Genomic DNA, 19,925 nt, shown 5'->3' on the forward strand with positions numbered 1-19,925 from the left:
TTGTAATGGAGTGAACGAAAGCTCGTAATCCTTGTTTAAGGAGGTGAAAGCATGGAAAAATGGGACACTATATGGAAGTCTTTTATCGCCCTGTTAAGCAGCTCAGCAACCTACTTCTTCGGCGGCTGGTCAGGCGTGCTTGGGGTATTGCTCGTTTTCGTCATCCTCGACTACCTAACCGGTATCGCGGCAGCGGGGGCGAGTGGCAAGCTCGAAAGCAATGTCGGGATGTTTGGCATCGCGCGAAAGGTATTTATATTTGCAATGGTATCGGTGGCTCATCTGGTGGACGGTGTTCTGGGAGACGGACATTTGTTCAGGGATGCGGTCGCCTTTTTTTATATCGCGAATGAGCTGTTATCCATTATTGAAAATGGGGGCAAACTGGGAGCACCGATTCCACCTGCGATCCGGCAGGCCATTGAAGTGCTCAAGGGCAAGGGAGGGGACGGGGGGATTCCCGGTAACTATACTCCCAATTCCAGAGAATCTATTGCACCATCAGATCATAAGGACGTGGATGAACAGATTAGGGATGACACGAAGTAAGGATTCAACATTCATTCCAATGTACTCTGTGACAACAGACAGAGCGCTTCTGAGTCAAAAGTATGTGCTAATGGCAACAGGTAGTGGAAGAGACGGAATCGATTCTGAAGAAGCGATAGCGGTCGCCTTTGTCTCCGAATTTCAAACCTTTGAGAAAATAAATCAAGAAAATTTGGAGACAACAGCGATCGGAAGGACGATCCGGATCTGGAACGGTCACGTGCCGACTTAGTATGTTTTCCTTGGTGGGTTAATATATAATCAACTGAACTTGGCTACTTGGCTTTTACCATCAACAAGGGACACGCACACAAGCAATCCCAGGATCCTTGGCATTAACTATATACAAACGGCAATTGCCGCATAAAGGGTGTGAGAAACATGCAAACCAGAAGCTCAGGCAACACGCAGGGCATTGACGTCTCTCGCTACCAGGGCAATATCGACTGGGCCAAAGTGAAGGCAAGCGGCATGACGTTTGTGTTCATCAAGGCAACCGAGGGGCAGACGTATACCGATCCGAACTTTCAGAAAAATGTAAGCGGCGCACTGACGGCAGGCATGCTGGTCGGAACGTACCACTTCTTCCGGGCAACGTCCACGGATGGGGCCAAGGCCGAAGCGGCGCATTATGCGAGTACGCTAAATAAAGTCGGAGGCGCGAAGGCACTGCAGTTGCCGCCGGTCATGGACTACGAGAACAACCCGGGCAATCTGAGCAAAGCACAGATCAACACGGTAGCCAAAGCCTTTTTAACTGAACTGCAGCGTCTAACGGGTGTAAAACCAATCATATATACGGGCAATTCATTTGCGGGCAATTTTGAACCTTCACTTGGCACGTATGATCTGTGGGTTGCGAGGTACAGCAGCACACGTGTACCGGATGATCAGCCAGCCTGGAAACGTTGGACGTTCTGGCAGTATACAGATTCGGGCAAAGTGAATGGAATTAGCGGCAACGTGGACATGAATGAGTTCGAAGGATCGGCAGCGGAGCTGCGGACCAGATATGCAGCAGCCACGCCGAAGCCGCCTGAACCATCCGAGCCTGTGAAGCCGACCGAACCACCGAAAGGGGGCGAACCGATGACAGCCGAAGAGAAAGCAGCATTTGATGCGCTGAAGGCTCAGGTAGATAAACTGCAGGCACGTCAGCAGATGGAAGTTCCGGTGTGGGCCAAAGCAGCCGTGGATGCGGCCCTGGCGTATGACACCAAAAATCCGCTGTTCAGCATCGACAATGGGGCGAGTTATGATTTTTACCGTTTTATTACGGTCATGTATCGCAGAGGTTTGTTTAAGAAGTGAGTTAACACCGACATAATAAAGCTATAATGGAAGTTGCCAGAGCGGGATTAAGAGGGGACACATCGGCATTATCATGTCGAATGGTGTTCCTTTTTTGTATTTTATGTAATTAAAATTAACGCGTTAATAAAGTTGAAGACTTATGTCCGCAAAACTCTTGTCTAATTGATGAATGTGATGTAAAGTAAGTTACACGAAATTGTTTTCAACCACTGTTTATTTACATAAATCTCCTCACCATGACAGAGCCTTAACATGATAAGTTATTGTAATATCTCCCTGTTGTCCAATCCCTACATTATCAAACATACACACTCATACTCGCAGCTTCATACCACTACCTTCATAAGAGAACACGATGTTCTACATCCATTTAGCTTTTAACAATTGTTAGATGCTGCCTAACCCTTCCAATGGTCAATGCCAAACTTCATGAGCAAACAAAAAAATATGTATCTAAAACGAGCGATATTTTACTACCTTGTCGTGATGCAATTCTCTTGTCTTTTTTGTCTTCTAACAATTTTCATTTCCATCCAAAAAGTAGAATGCTGTTGCTAATTGACCTAAGTTCAAATATTGCGCAACTGAGCCGAACTAACTTCTTTTCTATAAGGTATTATTTTAAATTCACATAAATTCTATCTGGGTCCATAAAACCGTAAAAACGAATAGTAATCCATCTTATCCTAATACGATCGTAATTACAGGTATCACAGGCACTTAAAGCCTTTCATTGATACAAGCAAGCACCGAACCAATGGCTATCATTGAAGTTTTTTCACGCCAGCATTACACACATTATGAGACAGGGAAGGGTGTTGTACGTATGCGAATGAGAAAGAAATGGATGTCCGGTTTTGTGACTCTGGCTTTGAGCACCGTCTTGGTGTTGTCAGGCTGCTCCAGCAATGAGGGGGCTGGAAATTCGCCTGCTCCGGCGGAAGGCAGTGAGCCGCCAGCCGAAGTGACGGAAGCGCAAGATACGATGATCATGGGCCGCGGCGGGGATTCGGTGGCATTGGACCCTGCAATTGTGACAGACGGGGAGTCGCTGAAGATTGGGCACCAGGTCTTCGACTCATTGCTGGATTACAAGGAAGGCGAGACGGAGGTCGTTCCTGGTCTGGCAGAGAGCTGGGAGATTTCGGCGGATGGCCTGAAGTACACGTTTAAGCTGAAGTCTGGTGTGAAGTTCCATGATGGAACAGATTTCAATGCCGATGCTGTTGTGTTTAACTTCAACCGTTGGAGTGATCCGGCGAGTGAATATAAATTTGAAGGGGATTCCTTCGACTATTACGATTCCATGTTTGGGCCAGAGGATGGTCGTGTCATCAAGGAAGTGAAGGCGATTGATGAGACGACTGTTGAGTTCACGCTGAACCAGCCGCAGGCGCCTTTCCTGCAAAATATCGCGATGACCCCATTCGGTATTGCCAGTCCAACAGCCATTCAGGAGAAAAAAGAGAATTTCAAAAGCGAGCCCGTGGGCACAGGTCCATTTGTATTCGTAGAGTGGAAGAGGAACGACTCCATTACCCTGGAGAAAAATCCGAATTACTGGAAAGAGGGCTTACCGAAGCTGAACAAAGTCATTGTTCGTTCGATTCCGGACAACACGGCACGCTTCAATGCCCTGCAAAATGGCGAGATTGATGTCATGGAGGACTTGAACCCGGACGATCTGTCCATTCTCGAAGGTAACAGTGAGCTGCAAAAGATCGAGCGTCCACCGTTCAATGTGGCGTATATCGGCTTTAACTTCAAGAAGAAACCCTTTGACGATGTAAAAGTAAGACAAGCCCTCAACCACGCGGTGAACAAGCAGGGCATTATTGATGCGTTTTTTGCCGGACAGGCTCAGCCTGCCGTGAACCCGATGCCGCCAACCCTGTGGGGTTACAACGATGCCATTGAGGACTACCCATATGATTTAGAAAAAGCAAAAGCATTGCTGGCCGAAGCCGGCTTCCCGGACGGATTGCCAGACCCAGTGACGTTCTATGCCATGCCGGTGTCCCGTCCTTACATGCCTGACGGCAAGAAGGTGGCCGAAGCGATCCAAGCTGATTTTGAGAAAATCGGAGTGACCGTCAACATCGAATCGCCGGAGTGGGCGACATATCTCGATGATGCAAAAGCCGGAGAGAAGGACGACATCTACATGCTCGGCTGGACCGGAGACAACGGCGACCCGGATAACTTCCTGTACACGCTGCTGGATAAAGACGCCATCCCGGGCAACAACCGCAGCTTCTATGTAAACGAAGAGCTGCATGTGCTGCTGACCGAAGCGCAGAAAGAAACGGATCAGGACAAACGCGCCGAGCTGTACAAACAGGCTCAAGTCATTATCAAGGAAGATGCACCGTGGATTCCACTTGTGCACACGACACCTATTCTGGCAGGTAAAGCAAACCTGAAAGGTTTTGTGCCTTCCCCACTGGGCAGCGAATCCTATGCAAATGCTTATTTTGAATAACGGATTTATGTGATCTAAAATCATCATCATTTTATCGTTACATCTTTCAAGGCGCTGGTGAACACGCAATGCTTAGAAGAGAATCCGCATCTGGTCATAACAATCTAAAGCATTCTTGTCTACCAGCGCTTTTATAATTGCATGTTGCATGATACGTCAAAGGCAGGTGAATAGGGATTGAACAGTTATATTGTCAAACGCATACTCGTGCTGCTGCCCGTACTGCTCGGCATGACCCTGATCGTCTTTTCCATCATTCATGCCATTCCGGGCGACCCGGCGGAGACGATACTTGGGCAAAAGGCAACCGAACAGTCCAAGCAAGCCCTTCGGGACCAGCTCGGACTTGATAAACCGTGGTTCCAGCAGTATTTCGCTTATCTTGGCGATTTGCTCCAAGGAGACTTGGGCACATCCATCCGTACCAAGGTGCCTATTGCCCAGGAAATCGTACCTTACCTGACAGCGACGCTCGAATTGACGATGGCAAGTATGCTATTTGCCGTCATTATTGGCGTAAATGCGGGGATCGTCAGCGCATGGAAACATAACTCCTGGTTCGACTACTGCTGTATGGTTATTGCCTTGGTTGGTGTATCAATGCCAATCTTCTGGCTCGGTCTGATGGAACAGTGGTTGTTTGCCAACAAGCTGCACTGGCTGCCGTCCATTGGACGAATGAACGCACGTGATCCCGTCGATGCTATCACCGGTCTCTATGTTCTGGATACGATGATTGCCGGTCGTTGGGACCAGCTGTGGACTGTAACCAAACATCTCATCCTGCCAAGTGTTGCGCTTGGAACAATTCCGATGGCTGTTATTGCCCGGATGACTCGCTCCAGCATGCTTGAGGTCATGAGTTCGGATTATATCCGCACCGCAAAGGCGAAGGGACTCGGTCCGTTTTTTGTCGTATATGGACATGCACTCAAAAATGCCTTTATTCCGGTCCTGACCGTTATCGGCATCCAAACCGGCTCTTTGCTCGGCGGCGCGGTACTGACTGAAACAATCTTCGCTTGGCCTGGTGTGGGACGCTATATATATGAAGCGATTAGTTCGCGGGATTATCCGGTCATTCAGAGTGGCATTCTGATCGTTGCCTTCTTTTTCGTATTGATCAACCTGATTGTCGACTTACTCTATGCTGTGTTTGATCCACGAATCAGCTATAAGTAGGAACTCCATCATTTGTTTTGATGAATGAATTTTTAAATAAGATAGATATCAGAAATTACACGATACGAAGAGTGCAGAACTAATCTGTAGAAGCGAAGCGTTCGCATTTATCAGCAGATTTTTACCCTTAAAAAAAGTGGATCAACAAATCTGAGGATAACAGCGATCGGAAGATGGTTCAGCAATCGTAGTCCGAAGTGTTATTGGAATCATTCTTCTTATCTTTCATTCATAGCTAAAGAAGGGAGACGCCGCATGGCCAAATTATCAACCAACACCGGACAATCCATAGAAGCAGTATCGGCAGGTGCATCCGGTCCATGGCGGGAAGCCTGGAGAACATTTCGCCGCAATCGGCTGGCGCTCGCCGGACTGATCATTATTGTGTTTTTCATCCTGCTGGCCTTCCTTGCGCCATACATTTCTCCTTATGATTACAAGGAACAAGTGCTGACGGATCGGCTTCAGGCCCCTTCGGCAGAGCATTGGTTTGGTACCGACGATCTGGGGCGTGACGTATTTTCCCGAGTGCTTTACGGAGCGCGTATCTCCTTGTGGGTGGGGTTCTTCTCGGTGATCGGTTCCATTATTGCGGGAGCATTGCTTGGACTAGTTGCCGGGTTTTATGGAAAATGGGCAGACATGCTCATCTCGCGTCTATTCGATATTCTGCTGGCCTTTCCGGGCATCCTGCTCGCGATTGCCATTGTGGCAATCCTGGGTCCCTCGCTGCAAAATGCATTACTCGCCATAGCTATCGTCAACATTCCGACCTACGGACGATTGGTGCGTTCGCGTGTACTTAGCTTGAGACAGGAGGAATTCATTACATCTGCCCGCACACTGGGCGCAAATAATATGCGTATTCTGTTTCGCCATATCCTGCCGAACAGTCTTACCCCGCTGATTGTTCAGGGAACACTGGGCATCGGGACAGCCATTATTGAGGCGGCCGCACTGGGGTTCCTCGGCATGGGTGCACAGCCGCCTGACCCGGAATGGGGGAAAATGCTATCGGATTCACGTCAGTTTTTGCAGAAGGCGCCGTGGACGCTTATCTTTCCCGGCCTTTCCATCATGCTGACGGTACTCGGCTTCAACCTGCTCGGGGATGGATTGCGTGATACCCTTGATCCAAAGATGGTGAAGTAAATGAAGGAATGTGTTCTATTCTTCCATTGACCTACTTTTTTACCCAGCTTACTAGCCAGGCTGATTATTTCAGCTATACCAATCCGGGAAAAGCCAGTTCGAACGTCGATTCGAGCTGGCTTTTGTATTGGCAGATGGATTACGTTAAAATCAAATAAGTGTGTATAAACGATGTGTTAAGCATCCATTTTGTTAAAATAACGCCCGGCGTATTGACACCCAATTTTGCCATATGTTATATAAAAGAAAGGGTTTAGCACTCCGGTCACCTGAGTGCTAACAAATGATGCTTTATACTACAGCGACTACATATGGAATGATTAATTTTGTTTCATAGAACGAACTTGGAGACTACACGGGAACGAAGCGTTCAGAACCAATTTGGAGAAGCGAAGTGTTCGCCTTTATCACCGGATTTTCCATTTATACTATTGGAATCAAAAAAATCTGGGGATAACAGCGATCGGAAAATGGTTCTGGTTAGCGAAGTGGCTTCGTGTAAAGGTAAATGGTTTGTTCTATAACTGCAAATCAATCATTCTATATCCCAAATTGAAAGGAGAACACCCATTCATGGCCAAGAAACAGTTCCAGGCAGAATCCAAACGTTTGCTGGATATGATGATCAACTCCATCTATACCCAAAGAGAAATCTTTTTGAGAGAATTGATCTCCAACTCCAGTGACGCCATTGACAAAATATATTACAAAGCTCTTACCGACGATACGCTTGTCTTCAACAAAGAGGATTACTACATCAAGCTGACCATCGACAAAGAGAATCGTACACTTACGTTGACTGATACCGGAATCGGGATGAGCCAGGAAGAACTGGAGAACAATCTCGGGGTTATCGCGAAGAGCGGCTCGCTGGCGTTCAAAAAGGAAAATGAGGCCAAAGATGGCCATAACATTATCGGACAGTTCGGAGTTGGTTTCTACTCCGCGTTTATGGTGGCGGACAAGCTGACCGTAACGAGTAAAACGCTGGGCAGCAACGAAGCTTGGAAGTGGGAGTCTGAAGGTGCGGATGGATACACAATTACTCCAGCTGAGAAAGATTCCGTAGGTACGGAAATCGTCCTGACGATTAAACAGAATACCGAAGAGGATTCCTACGATGAGTTTTTGGAAGAGTATCGCCTGAGATCCATCATCAAGAAATATTCCGACTTCATTCGTTACCCGATCAAGATGGATGTGACAAGTCAGCGTCCGAAGGAAGGTACGGAGAACGAGTTCGAGGAGTACAAGGAAGAGCAAACCGTGAACAGCATGGTGCCGATCTGGCGCAAAAACAAAAGCGAGCTGACCGAAGAAGATTACAACAACTTCTATATGGAAAAACGGTACGGTTTTGACAAACCGCTCAAACACTTGCATATCAGCGCGGACGGCGCTGTGGTATACAATGCCATTCTGTTTATTCCGGAGAGCACGCCGTTTGATTACTATACCAAAGAGTACGAAAAAGGCCTGGAATTGTACTCCAACGGTGTCCTGATCATGGACAAATGCGGCGATCTGCTGCCGGATTACTTCGGATTCGTCAAAGGTATGGTTGATTCGGAAGACCTGTCCCTGAACATCTCCCGTGAAATGCTGCAGCATGACCGTCAGCTGAGCCTGATCGCGAAAAATATCAAAAACAAAATCAAGAGCCAACTGCAAAGCCTGCTGAAGGACGATCGCGAGAGCTACGAGAAGTTCTATCAAGCGTTTGGACGTCAGTTGAAATATGGCGTATACAGCGACTATGGCGTAAACAAGGATACACTGCAGGATCTGCTGCTGTTCTCTTCTTCCAAAGAGAAGAAACTGGTCAGCCTGGACGAGTACGTTTCCAGAATGCCGGAAGATCAGAAGTATATCTACTACGCATCGGGTGAGTCCATTGAGCGGATTGAGAAGCTGCCTCAGATCGAGGGTGTACTGGATAAAGGATATGAAGTGCTGTACTTCACGGAGGACATCGATGAATTCGCGATCAAAATGATCATGAACTACAAGGAAAAAGAGTTCAAATCCATCTCCAGCGGTGACCTGGGTATCGAAGACAGCGAGGACAAAGAGAAAAACGAAGCAGAAGACAACGATAACAAAGAGTTGTTTGAAGCGATGCAAGCACAGCTCGCAGGCAAAGTAAAAGCCGTCAAAGCTTCCAAACGCCTCAGAAGCCATCCGGTATGTTTGTCCACCGAAGGTGAACTGACCATCGAGATGGAGAAAATCCTGAAAGCCATGCCGAACAGTGAGAATGTACAGGCAGATAAGGTGCTGGAGATCAACGTCAACCACGATGTCTTCAAATCCCTGAAAGATGCTTACGCACAGGATAAGGAAAAACTGACCCTGTACACAAGCTTGCTGTATCACCAGGCCTTGCTGATTGAGGGATTGCCAATCCAAGATCCGGTAGAGTTCACAAACGACATCTGCAAAGTGATGGTGTAATCGCATCACCGAGCTGAGTTTTTAAGTAGCGTGTAGTTTCACGCTATCAGCATCTATAAAAGTAAGAGGCCAGCAAGCGAGACGCTGACCATCTCCACCCGACAGGGCGACTCCGTCCCTGTCGTTTTTTTTAGTTTCTCTCCCTCCAAAGAAACAAATAGGAGACAGAGGATCATGAAAGGTCGCAATTGAATTAAGATTGAGTTTGTCTTTAGCAACTTCCTACTGATTTAAATTCTAAGAATACTACTTTTTAATGAAATCCATAGCGTTAAGCAGCGAAGTAGTGGAGGGGACGGAATCGATTCTGAAGAAGCGGAGCGGTCGCGTTTGTCTCCGGGTTTTCCCCTTGCCAAGGGAAATTCAGAAAACCTGGAGACAACAGCGATCGGAAGAACGATCCGTAACCGGAACGGCCACTGATGCTCATCAGTAATTTTCATCCTATCTTTTTGAATTATCGGAATGATCTCTACAATACTCTAAATGGTTTCATATTTTGATGTATTTCGATGTATATCATTAATCATTTAGGTGCACGGATGATAGTCTGTCGGGGTATAATAAAAGAAGAAGACTGTACATCACAAGTTGATGTGAGAAGAGATGACAATCACAGACAGGTTTTGCTTTTCGAAACGACGGATGTTGTGTATAATCACTCAAAATAGAGACAGTCGGCTAGGAGTGATCACATGCAATGGAACGATTTGAGAGAACATAGACAATATCCCGAACTTACCAAACTGGATGGAGCTCGTGCAGCATATGAGCGGGACTATTCCAGACTAATTCATTCACCGACCTTCCGCCGGTTGCAGGGCAAATCCCAGGTGTTTGGTGCCGGAACAGGCGACTATTATCGCACCCGGTTAACCCACTCCCTTGAGGTTGCGCAGATCGCGCGAGAGGCGGCAAGAAGTCTGCTTCGTCGATACCCACAGGTGGACTGGAGTCAGGCGGACAGCCCGGGGCTTATTATTGATTCAGAAGTGGTGGAATGTGCCGCAATTGCACATGATTTCGGACATCCGCCGTTTGGACATAAAGGGGAAGAAGTACTGGACGGCATATTGGATGACCTGATCAACACCGAGGTCAAGAAGATCATGAAGAAGAACCGCAGTGCGAAATCACCCCAGCAGGAGCCAGAGGTTCGTGCAGAGCTGAAGCGGAAATATGAGCATTTTGAAGGCAACGCACATAACTTCCGTCTCATCATGTTCCTGGAGAAGCGGGAGGACATCGATGGATTGAATTTGTCCGATGCGGTGCTCCTTGGTATCAACAAATATCCTTATCCAGGTACGGAGAGCAAGAAGGGCATGTACCATCATGAGTGGCAATATATCCACGAGATACGTAATCGCTGGAACATGCCGGCTGGCAAAAAGACACTGGAAGCACAGCTCATGGATCTCTGTGACGATATTGCGTACTCCGCACATGATTTGGAGGATGGCATTAAGGCAGGCAAAATCGAAGTGCATGAGCATTTCCTGCAGGATCCGCACATTCATCGCCTGATTGTGGATAAAATTACTACACTCGAGGATCTGTTCTGGAATGGATGGACGAGAGAGGCGATTGGGCAAAAGGTAGAAGAAGTGCTTGCTTCGTTCCTGCGCGTTTGGAATGAGAAGATGCCGTTCTGCGAGCATGATTACTCCCGAACCCGCCGCGAGGTCAAGGCATACTGGGTAAGCCTCTTTGTGGGCAGCCTGGGCGTAATTGACGACGGGGATTGGAAGAAGGTGACGTTTGTCCGCGAAGATGCAGAGGATCTTGATATGCTGCGTACGGTGAGTGTGCTCAAGAGTTTTGCCTGGGTGACCATGATTCGTGATCTGCGCGTACAGCGTCTGCAAAAACGCAGTGAATGGATGATCAAGCGCCTGTGGGATGCGTTCCTGGACCCGGAAACGTCCAAATCCATCATTCCATCCGACTGGCTGCAGCGCTATGAGAAGGATCAGGCGAAGGCTCATCCGATCTGGACATGGGAGCACATGGTGATTGATTATATTGCAGGTATGACGGATGCGTTTGCCGAGAAAATATACAATGAATTGTACGGTCTGAAGGTAGGCTCCATCTACGATCTGGACTAAAAATAAGGAGTGAGGAGCTTGGATACAAACATCGGCACAGGATCAAGTGAGCCGTTCAGTCTGGGCGTGCTCGACCTTGTGCCAAGGTTGAAAGGAGCTGCAGCGGAAGAGGCATTGCAGCAGTCTGTATCCTTGGCTCAACATGCCGAAGCTTGGGGATATACCCGGTACTGGACGTCCGAGCATCATGATATGGAGGAACTTGCATCCGCATCGCCTGAAGTTTTGCTCTCGCATATTGGTGCGAGGACAGCAACCATTCAGCTGGGATCGGGTGCGGTGCTGCTGCCGCATTACAGTCCGCTGAAGGTGGCCGAGTCGTTTCGGCTGCTGGCTGCACTGTACCCAGGCAGAATTGAGCTGGGGCTGGGACGCGCGCCTGGAGGTGGGCCGCATGCCACCATGGCGCTAAGCGGCAATTATTTGCAGCATGTGTCCAAATTGCCTGAATCACTCGCGGCACTTACTGAATTGCTCGAGGATCGGTACAGCTATGAGGAGCATCGGGTAACGGCACGTCCAATCCCTGAACTTCCCGTATCCCTGTGGATGCTGGGTACCAACGTCAAGAGTGCCGAGTTTGCTGCACGGTTTGGCATGGGGTATGTGTTTGGGCAGTTTATGAGTGACGCCGATGGTACGGAAGCGGTAAAGCGGTATCGGGATGGGTTTATTCCCAGTAAAACAATGAATGAACCCCAAGTGATGGCTGCGGTCAGTGCAATGTGTGCAGAGACTGAGGAGGAAGCTCGGGACTGGAGCCGCGAAATAGCAGATCGGCGAAGGAAGAGTGGACAAGATGTGCCAGCCCTGAACGCTCCAGAGAAGGAATCTAACTCTAGTACGGGGACTGGTGGTCAGATCAACATTGAGAAGGGCGAGGGTGAGGACGAAGCGCGCAAACATTTTGCAGGAACAGCGCCGCAGATCTGGGAACAATTCGGGCAGGTAAGCAAACGACTGGGGACGAAGCAATTTCTGGTAGTTACAGCCGGACCTGATTACGAGCGAAGACTTGCGTCTTATCGGTTACTTGCCGAGTTTGGTAAAACCATGGTGAAGTAAGCGGTGCAGTTCCTGTTTTCATAGGATAATCCTCACAATTTAACATGTTGAAGGGTTGCAGATCGGTATTCTCCGCATGCTGCAGCTCTTTTCCATTTTATCTCGCTGATGCTTTCGCATGTATTCCTATGAAATCAACGTGTTTACGAGGCACAAGTTTTTACAAAACGAAGCATGTCTTAAACAAAATAATGTTATAATACTTTACGTCAGTTTACCCATAGATATATGATAAAAGAGTATTTTGCAAGATGCCAAAAGAAGGGTAAAACCAAGACCAAAGAACCGAAAATTCGGAGGTAGGCCGAATCCGGTATAAGGGGGAAATCACATGTTCAGCAGATTCAAGATCAGGAGTATCGGTCTGCGTATCAGCATCGCGTTCTATTTGTTAATCCTCTGTTTAATTCTCCTTAGTGTCACCATTGTTATCCGGTTAAACTCTATGGAAGCCAACACCAATGAGATAACGGGGAACTGGATGCCTTCGATTCAGCAAATCAATAGGTTGAACTATACCACCGAACATATTTTGTCATTGAGTTACCGGCACTTTGATGCTCAGGATGGAGACAAGGCAGAACTCGCTGAAGAGCGTACCAACTATATTCGTGAAACGACACAGGCGATCAAAATATACGATCAGCAGGATAAGGCGACAGACGAACAGGAGCACTGGGACGCATTCAAGACGAAGTGGGCGGCTTACCTTAAGCTGAATACCCAAGCGATCAATTTGAGTGATCAAGGACAATCCCAGCTGGCGAAGGAAGTTTCGGAAAAAGGGGCTGAATCCTTCGATGCCATGCAGGTCGATCTGGACTATCTGGTCGAATACAATCAGAATCAGTCGGATCTCTCGGCAGCGCAAACCATCAGGTCGGTGCAGAATGGCCGAATGATCATTATTGTAGGGGTGCTGATCATGATTGCGATCACGGCGATCGCGATTCCGATTATCCGTTCGCAGGTCGTGAAACCGCTGCTCCGGGTTATTAGTGCAGTGAAGCTGATTGCAGAAGGCCAACTGAATGTGCAGGATATACATACCAAGCACGAAGATGAAGTAGGGCTCTTGGCTAAAGCGGTAAACACGATGAAAGGAAATCTGACTTCCATGGTGTTGAATGTCAGACGTGTTGCCGAAGCGGTGAATCGTCAGAGCAACGAGCTGGCCATCTCTTCGGAAGAAGTCAAAATTGGAAGTCAGCAGATTGCCATTACGATGGAAGAGTCAGCTAAGGCTGCAGAGAGTCAGGCCGTAACGGCAGTTGAATCAGCACGTGCGGTTGAGGGATTGAACGAGCACATTCAGCAGCATGCCAATCAAGGGAGCAAGCTTAGTGCGATGTCAGAACGTGTGCTGGAGCAGGGATTGAATGGACGCAAGGCCATGGAGCAATCCGTGCAGCAAATGCAGCAAATTTCCGGGGCTGTCTCGGCTTCGATGGAGCGGATGGAGCAGCTAAACCGTAAAAACGAGGATATTTCCAAGCTGGTCCAAGTGATTCGTGACATCGCAAGGCAGACCAACCTGCTGGCATTGAATGCTTCCATTGAGGCGGCCCGTGCTGGAGAGAGTGGTCGTGGGTTCGCCGTGGTGGCATCCGAGGTACGGAAGTTATCGGAAGCGGTGCAGACTTCAGTGGAGGAAATTACAGTGATTACGGAAGATATCCAGCAGGATTCCCAGGGAGTTGTGGCTGAATTGCGTACAGGTGTCCGGGAGACTGAACTGGGGCAGGAACATGTACGAACGTCGGGGAATCTATTCCGGAATATTAATGAATCTGTGGAGGAAATGGTTCACGTGATTGGCACGATGACAGCCGGGTTGGAAGGCATGCAGGATGCAAGTGGACGCATGAATGATTTTAGCCAACAGATCTCGGCAGTATCGGAGCAATCTGCAGCAAGCGTAGAGGAAGTTTCGGCTTCGGCTGAAGAACAGGTAAGCTCCATGGAAACGATTAGCGGCAGCATTCAATCACTGAAGGAATTGTCGGATGACCTGCTTGCTTCCATCGAAAAATTAAAAATATAAACCTTCTTCTTATAATAGAAGAAACATGAAGGACGGCTGCAATGTTGACTGAAAGCAATTCGACCGACATCACAAGGAGTTCAATTAACCAAGATTACATCTACACGTTTGCCTGTCATGAGAATGAGCGTGAATTATGCTCGCTCGAGCTCCATGCATTGTTTGGTTCCAGGCTGGAAATGAATTCGAATTTACGCTCATATGTCCGGTCCAGTATATGCATTCCACCAGGCAGAAGTCCGTTTATTCATGGAAGGCTGGACGTGATATCGGAAGCGGACAGCGTGAATGATTTGCTTCCGGCTGCAGCGAAGATTGAATTGCTTCCGGAAGAAACGTTCAAAGTGGTATGTCTGAAAGAAGGAGACCATATGCCTGATTATGAACATTCCCGTCAGCTGGAAAGAGAAGTGGGAATGTGCATCAAGGGCAAGGCGCAGATGAAGCACCCGAAAGTGACCTTTGGACTAATACAAACAGGTAGAAAATGGATCTTGGGTCAGTGGACAGAAGCGGATCGATCGTGGCACAGTCATCAGCAGAAGCCGCAAAATTACTCCACGGGTTTCGGAGTTGCGCTGGCCAGATCTCTCGTTAACATTGCCGTACCAAACATTCTGAACCAGCGGCTGCTTGATCCATGCTGCGGCATGGGTACGGTAGTCATCGAAGCACTCTCCATGGGGATCGAGGCAAGAGGGAACGACCTGAATCCGCTGGCCATTCAGGGAGCACGCATCAATCTGCCGCACTTTGGTTATGATCCGGCTTGCCTTACGCTGGGTGACATGAATGAATTAGAGGGATCTTACGACGCAGCGATTTTGGATATGCCCTATAATCTGTGTTCCGTCCTTCCGGATGAAGACCAGCGCGTCATGCTCACAAGTCTGCGCAGGCTGGCGAAACGGGCTGTAGTTGTCTCCACGGAATGGGTGGAAGAGCATTTGCTTGCAGCGGGGTGGGAAGTGAATCAGTATTGCGCTGTGCGGAAAGGAACGTTTATACGTCACGTTTGGTTATGCACATAGTTATATAGTAGAAGAAAACCTCCAACTCGGAAGAAATGATTTCCGGGTGTGGAGGTTTTTTATATCCATTTTTAGAAATAATGATAAGGTATTTGTACAATTACGCATGGAAAATGGAGGACGAATTAGTATTTATGACTATAGTCGACCAGGTTGAGCGGCAATGTTTTGCCCGCCAGGTAAGCTTCCAAATTTTCTACAAAAATATCAAGTGCCCGATCCGTATATTGCTCCGTACTTCCCGCGATATGGGGGGTAATTAACACATTATCCTTTTGCCATAATGGATGCTTCGCAGGAAGGGGTTCTTCTTCAAAAACATCCAATGCAGCATAGGCGACCTGACCGCTATCCAGTGCACGAATCAGTGCTTCAGTGTCTACACTTGGACCTCGTCCTACATTGACGAAGCAGGAGCCTTTCTTGAAATGTTCGAATGCGGTTTGATCATACAAATGATGGGTTTCGTCTGTGAGGGGCAAGATGTTGATGACATAATCACCTTTGCCCAAAGCTTCATGCAGTCCGGACATATCGTACATATGATCGACATTAGGAACGTCTTTGCCGGACCGGCGAACCCCGATGACATTCATGCCAAACGCCTTGAGAATACGGGCAGCTTCGGTGCCGATCTCTCCTACACCAACAATGACAGCCGTTTTGCCGTGCAGCTCTGGCAGTGGTTTGCCGGGATTTTTCCACTCGGCTTGCTGTTGATGAAGCATGGCTTGTCTCAGCCAGCGGCTGTGCGATAACATCATGCCTACAATAATTTCAGTGATCGGGATGGCATGTACGCCATTGGCACTGGTCACCTGAATATTTTTTTGCTCCAAATCCGAGAAGGGTAGGTTATCCACACCTGCGGACCAGACCTGTACCCATTTCAGGAGGCTGTCCTTCTTCAGGGCGTGTTCGGTGACGAGTGGAGACCAGCCAACAATGATTTCGGCTTCTGTTAACTCGGCAGGGTCAATCTCCTTGGCTTTGCTGACGGTCAGCGTATAGCCGGGTGCGGCGTCTAAAATGCGCTGCTGCTGCTCCGCAGATAAAGATGGAAAACATACAATTTTACCCATAGTGTGTAACCTCCTGAATTCAATTGAGTTGTGAGATAAGTGTAGCAGATTTGAGAAAATGCTGCAGAAAGGCAGGAGTGCAGCCTCATGTGCAAGTGCTGACATTTGTGTCAATCTATAATTACCCAACTTGAAACAGGACATATGATTATGAAATAATAGAACGAACTTTAGAGAGGTGTATACGATGATGAATAACTATTCATATACGGATCTACCATCACGGCGGGAAAGATTATTTACGGCAATACGTCTTCCGGCACCTATTCAGGAATCCCTTCAACTCGATGCAGAAATGGTGAAGAACGGACTTGATTTTCGCAAATGGACAGACCATCGGGATTACCATATCACGCTGCAATTTCTGGGAGATACACTGGTGAGTGATATTGGGCATCTGCGGAAAGCGCTGCGCATGGCGAGTACAGGGATTCAGCCGTTTGAACTGCAAACTTCCGGGTGGGGAACTTTCGGTCTGAAAGATGCTCCGAAGGTGTTGTGGAGGGGTGTGGACGGCGAACGGGAGTCTTTGAATCTTCTTCACAAGCGGATTCTGGAGGCCACATCGACACTTGGATATGAAGCAGAGCTGAGACCTTACTCTCCGCACATTACAATTGCACGCAAATTTCTGGGTTTAGCCCCAGGAAATGAAGATAAAGGGATTTATGGGGTGCTTCCGGAACATTCCTTGGGTGCTAAATCATGGATTGTGGAGGACTTTGTACTTTATGTGACCAGGCTTGGACAATCGCCGATGTATGAGGTTGTGGATACGTTTTCATTTTCCTGAAACTCGTTTTTATGACATAAAATCACATTGACATTACGTTTATCCCTATGTAATATTAGCCATCGTTATTCAAATTCTTTTTTTTGGGTTACTTAGTTAAGGGAATTGTTGCGACAGGAGGAATCTTACGAATGGATATTATAAGCAAGAATCGTTGGGTAGCACCGATGTTATCTGTGCTGCTTGTATGTATAGTGGGGGTTAATGTAGTCCAGGCAACTGGGAAATGGAACGAGGCAAGTGATAGTAAACAGATGACCGATCTGGCGGCTTCTGTGCAAAATAGCGCATCATCTTCTTCTGCTGGGGACAGGCGGATGATGTCAGACGGGACAAGTCTGTCTGCTGATTCATCGAATCATACGGCAAACTGGACGGCTTCCTTGCCAGCCAAGGACTGGCTTACGGATGCTCAGGAAGAACAGGAATTGAAAGAAGCCAAGGCCAAGCATAAGGCCAGAGCTGCTGCTGCGGCCAAAGCCAAAAAAGAAGCTGCCTTGAAATTGGCCAAAATAGAGAAGGCCAAAGCGGCTGCTGCTGTAACAACTCCCCCCCAAAAACTTTACTTTACGCGGACTGAGCTTTTGAACCAGGAGGACTCAAAACTTGCAACCTGGTCATACAGTGTGTCCGATAAAGAGCTGCTTCTGCTGCAAAAAATTGTCATGGCAGAGGCGGAAGGTGAACCGTACGAAGGCAAAGTGGCAGTTGCCAATGTTGTCTTAAACCGGCTGCGGTCAGCCAATTTTCCCGATACTATTTATAAGGTAATCTATCAGAAGTCTCAATTCAGCCCGGTAGCCAACGGACGTCTGAAGCGTGTAGTTCCCAATGAGGACAGCGTGAAGGCAGTGAATGCTGCACTGAATGGACGGAAGGAAGTCGCTGATGATACGTATTATTTCTTGTCATTAACGCTTGCCGATGATCTGACTGTTGCCCATTCGAAGAAAAAAGTGAAAACGATCGGTCATCATACTTTTTACAAGTAATTGATCTGAAAATTCTGCAAACAGGCAGGGTAGTTAATGTATTCACATTACACGAACCTTTGAAAACACCTGAAACAGAGTTTTATTTCGGTATTTACATGGATCTCTTTCCTATAAATTACCCTTTTTTCTGGTAAAACATACGTTTATTTTAAAGGAAATTGAAGAAGGTTCCCTTCCAAAATGAGAAGGGAACCTTTTCTGTATGCATTTCGTTTCAAATGAGTTGATGATAATCATAAGACATGTCTATCTACATTCAACCCCCTCCTAGAAGAGCTCCAAGGGCCCTTAGAGGCCTTAGAATGGAATTCTGGTACCTGACAGCGTTGTGGCAGGAATTCCGGCCTTGAAGCGTTCCTTAGGCGTGGAGGGGAACCCGGCTGCAGCCGGACACAATAATTCGTGAACAGCCTGTGCACAAGACGTCGGGTCATAGGATGGTTTGTTCCACGGTTTGCGTACAACTTTCAGCTGGCTTTCAGCTTCATTCGGTGCCTTTGTCTGGTCACACAGCTCTCTGAACCTTGTGGTAATGACGTCTGCTGAGTGTATCACCTGGCCGTATCCGGCTTGTACAAAATACTCGCAATTCTCTTCTTCCTGGCCTGGAAGCGGTGGAATAAACAACATCGGCAGCCCTTTGGCCAGAGCCTCTGTGCAAGTCATGCCGCCCGGTTTCGTAATAAGGACGTCCGATACGTCCATCAGCTTGCTGACTTCCCTTGTGTAACCGAGAATGCGGATGTTTGGATGCTGGAAGCAAGCCATCTCTTTCATCTTGGAGATCATCTTCTCGTTGCTTCCAAGGCAAAAAACAAGCTGCATCCGATCGGCCCAGGAGGTTAATAGTTTCATATGTTCTTCATCGAAGGAAAGCCCCCATCCACCGCCCATAAGCAGTGCGGTAGGCATATCCTGAAGCCCCATTTCCTGACGCAACCGTACTTTGTCACCTGCTTCCCAAAAATCAGGATGCACGGGAATTCCCGTAACCTGAATTCGAGAGGGGTCGACTCCCCGAATCTCAAGTAATGCCTTAACCTGTGGGGTAGAGACCAGATACTGGTTAACTTCAGGATTGATCCACGTACCGTGCACATCGTAATCCGTAATGACCGTATACAGTGGGATGTTCAGCCCTTGTCGTTTCAGTCTTGAAATGACCGCATTCGGAAACGGATGAGTGCAGATTACTGCATCCGGCTTCAACTGGGATACGACCTGCGCCGTCTGAGTATAGAAAATCCGATGCAAGGCGAGTTTGGTAAATCCGTTCAACGATTTATTATATTGTGTCCGATACAGCAAGCTGACCAGTTTGGGCTGGACGGATAATGTTTTTCGATAGGCGGAAAAGATAAGCGGAGCCACCGTCGGATTTAGGAATTTGCCAAGTTCGATAACGCGGCTATGGACGTGTGGACTGACCTTTTTGATGCCGCTTGCCAGTGCATGTGCGGCTTGGGTGTGACCGGTGCCGAAACCTTCGGATAATAAGAGCACTCTTGGTTTTCGCATGAGTTCACCTTTATTCATAAGTTTAAATTTGATCAATTCACCGTTCTGCCGTACCCTTCAATACATGAATATACAGCGAAACGGAAAATCATGTTCATTCCATAAATATTTACACGAAAGTTGATGTTCTGAGACAGCCCATCTTCGTTTAAT

16 protein-coding genes are annotated in these 19,925 nt (G+C 47.8%); 13 read left to right on the forward strand and 3 right to left on the reverse strand.

Annotated elements, in window-relative coordinates; translation table 11 throughout:
* Positions 1 to 51 precede the first annotated feature (51 nt).
* The 7 genes from F4V51_RS05925 to htpG all read left to right on the forward strand — a co-directional run bounded on the left by F4V51_RS05925 (position 52) and on the right by htpG (position 9,133).
* Positions 52 to 549, forward strand: a complete 498-nt coding sequence (locus F4V51_RS05925) for a phage holin family protein (protein ID WP_153977262.1) — start codon at positions 52 to 54, stop codon at positions 547 to 549.
* Entirely contained in the window at positions 536 to 781 is a 246-nt protein-coding gene (locus F4V51_RS05930; protein WP_153977263.1) for a hypothetical protein, read from the forward strand. Before F4V51_RS05925 ends, F4V51_RS05930 begins: the two co-directional genes overlap by 14 nt.
* A gap of 149 nt (positions 782 to 930) precedes the next feature.
* A complete protein-coding gene (locus F4V51_RS05935) occupies positions 931 to 1,860 on the forward strand; it encodes a glycoside hydrolase family 25 protein (RefSeq protein WP_153977264.1) in 930 nt (309 codons plus the stop codon).
* Positions 1,861 to 2,695: 835 nt separating this feature from the next.
* Positions 2,696 to 4,345 carry an ABC transporter substrate-binding protein gene (locus F4V51_RS05940; RefSeq protein ID WP_153980581.1) on the forward strand — a complete coding sequence of 550 codons (1,650 nt, stop codon included), beginning with the start codon at positions 2,696 to 2,698 and terminating at the stop codon, positions 4,343 to 4,345.
* A gap of 177 nt (positions 4,346 to 4,522) precedes the next feature.
* Positions 4,523 to 5,527 (forward strand): ABC transporter permease, encoded by a 1,005-nt coding sequence (locus F4V51_RS05945; RefSeq protein WP_095360724.1) that lies wholly within the window; start codon positions 4,523 to 4,525, stop codon positions 5,525 to 5,527.
* A 255-nt stretch (positions 5,528 to 5,782) separates the two neighbouring features.
* A complete protein-coding gene (gene nikC, locus F4V51_RS05950; RefSeq protein WP_153977265.1) occupies positions 5,783 to 6,679 on the forward strand; it encodes a nickel transporter permease in 897 nt (298 codons plus the stop codon).
* A gap of 573 nt (positions 6,680 to 7,252) precedes the next feature.
* Entirely contained in the window at positions 7,253 to 9,133 is a 1,881-nt protein-coding gene (gene htpG / locus F4V51_RS05955; protein ID WP_153977266.1) for a molecular chaperone HtpG, read from the forward strand.
* 271 nt (positions 9,134 to 9,404) lie between these two features.
* Here the strand turns inward: htpG and F4V51_RS05960 are convergent, their stop codons facing one another.
* Complete coding sequence (locus F4V51_RS05960; RefSeq protein WP_153977267.1) at positions 9,405 to 9,563, reverse strand: hypothetical protein; 159 nt, start codon at positions 9,561 to 9,563, stop codon at positions 9,405 to 9,407.
* A 265-nt stretch (positions 9,564 to 9,828) separates the two neighbouring features.
* Here F4V51_RS05960 and F4V51_RS05965 point away from each other — a divergent pair, with 265 nt between their 5' ends.
* The 4 genes from F4V51_RS05965 (at position 9,829) to F4V51_RS05980 (ending at position 15,384) form a co-directional block, all read left to right on the forward strand.
* A complete protein-coding gene (locus F4V51_RS05965) occupies positions 9,829 to 11,244 on the forward strand; it encodes a deoxyguanosinetriphosphate triphosphohydrolase family protein (protein WP_153977268.1) in 1,416 nt (471 codons plus the stop codon).
* A gap of 18 nt (positions 11,245 to 11,262) precedes the next feature.
* Positions 11,263 to 12,309, forward strand: coding sequence for an MsnO8 family LLM class oxidoreductase (locus F4V51_RS05970; RefSeq protein WP_236146700.1), 1,047 nt, complete (start codon positions 11,263 to 11,265; stop codon positions 12,307 to 12,309).
* A gap of 331 nt (positions 12,310 to 12,640) precedes the next feature.
* Positions 12,641 to 14,353 (forward strand): methyl-accepting chemotaxis protein, encoded by a 1,713-nt coding sequence (locus F4V51_RS05975; RefSeq protein WP_153977269.1) that lies wholly within the window; start codon positions 12,641 to 12,643, stop codon positions 14,351 to 14,353.
* Positions 14,354 to 14,394: 41 nt separating this feature from the next.
* Positions 14,395 to 15,384 carry a TRM11 family SAM-dependent methyltransferase gene (locus F4V51_RS05980; RefSeq protein ID WP_153977270.1) on the forward strand — a complete coding sequence of 330 codons (990 nt, stop codon included), beginning with the start codon at positions 14,395 to 14,397 and terminating at the stop codon, positions 15,382 to 15,384.
* 125 nt (positions 15,385 to 15,509) lie between these two features.
* On the opposite strand, the gene F4V51_RS05985 is transcribed toward F4V51_RS05980, so the two are convergent.
* Positions 15,510 to 16,466 (reverse strand): D-2-hydroxyacid dehydrogenase, encoded by a 957-nt coding sequence (locus tag F4V51_RS05985; protein ID WP_153977271.1) that lies wholly within the window; start codon positions 16,464 to 16,466, stop codon positions 15,510 to 15,512.
* Positions 16,467 to 16,653: 187 nt separating this feature from the next.
* Here F4V51_RS05985 and thpR point away from each other — a divergent pair, with 187 nt between their 5' ends.
* Entirely contained in the window at positions 16,654 to 17,259 is a 606-nt protein-coding gene (gene thpR / locus F4V51_RS05990) for an RNA 2',3'-cyclic phosphodiesterase (protein WP_153977272.1), read from the forward strand.
* Between the two features lie 131 nt (positions 17,260 to 17,390).
* On the forward strand, positions 17,391 to 18,251 hold the full coding sequence (locus F4V51_RS05995; protein ID WP_153977273.1) for a cell wall hydrolase: 861 nt from the start codon (positions 17,391 to 17,393) through the stop codon (positions 18,249 to 18,251).
* A gap of 300 nt (positions 18,252 to 18,551) precedes the next feature.
* Here the strand turns inward: F4V51_RS05995 and F4V51_RS06000 are convergent, their stop codons facing one another.
* Entirely contained in the window at positions 18,552 to 19,772 is a 1,221-nt protein-coding gene (locus F4V51_RS06000; protein ID WP_153977274.1) for an MGDG synthase family glycosyltransferase, read from the reverse strand.
* Positions 19,773 to 19,925: the final 153 nt, after the last annotated feature.

Origin of the sequence: Paenibacillus xylanilyticus (assembly GCF_009664365.1) — a bacterium.
Lineage (GTDB): Bacteria > Bacillota > Bacilli > Paenibacillales > Paenibacillaceae > Paenibacillus > Paenibacillus xylanilyticus_A.

Coding starts and splice junctions, on each gene's coding strand:
- F4V51_RS05925 (WP_153977262.1), top strand. CDS start 52: ATGGAAAAATGGGACACTATATGGAAGTCTTTTATCGCCCTGTTAAGC.
- F4V51_RS05930 (WP_153977263.1), top strand. CDS start 536: ATGACACGAAGTAAGGATTCAACATTCATTCCAATGTACTCTGTGACA.
- F4V51_RS05935 (WP_153977264.1), top strand. CDS start 931: ATGCAAACCAGAAGCTCAGGCAACACGCAGGGCATTGACGTCTCTCGC.
- F4V51_RS05940 (WP_153980581.1), top strand. CDS start 2,696: ATGAGAAAGAAATGGATGTCCGGTTTTGTGACTCTGGCTTTGAGCACC.
- nikC (WP_153977265.1), top strand. CDS start 5,783: ATGGCCAAATTATCAACCAACACCGGACAATCCATAGAAGCAGTATCG.
- htpG (WP_153977266.1), top strand. CDS start 7,253: ATGGCCAAGAAACAGTTCCAGGCAGAATCCAAACGTTTGCTGGATATG.
- F4V51_RS05960 (WP_153977267.1), bottom strand. CDS start 9,563: ATGAGCATCAGTGGCCGTTCCGGTTACGGATCGTTCTTCCGATCGCTG.
- F4V51_RS05965 (WP_153977268.1), top strand. CDS start 9,829: ATGCAATGGAACGATTTGAGAGAACATAGACAATATCCCGAACTTACC.
- F4V51_RS05975 (WP_153977269.1), top strand. CDS start 12,641: ATGTTCAGCAGATTCAAGATCAGGAGTATCGGTCTGCGTATCAGCATC.
- F4V51_RS05980 (WP_153977270.1), top strand. CDS start 14,395: ATGTTGACTGAAAGCAATTCGACCGACATCACAAGGAGTTCAATTAAC.
- F4V51_RS05985 (WP_153977271.1), bottom strand. CDS start 16,466: ATGGGTAAAATTGTATGTTTTCCATCTTTATCTGCGGAGCAGCAGCAG.
- thpR (WP_153977272.1), top strand. CDS start 16,654: ATGATGAATAACTATTCATATACGGATCTACCATCACGGCGGGAAAGA.
- F4V51_RS05995 (WP_153977273.1), top strand. CDS start 17,391: ATGGATATTATAAGCAAGAATCGTTGGGTAGCACCGATGTTATCTGTG.
- F4V51_RS06000 (WP_153977274.1), bottom strand. CDS start 19,772: ATGCGAAAACCAAGAGTGCTCTTATTATCCGAAGGTTTCGGCACCGGT.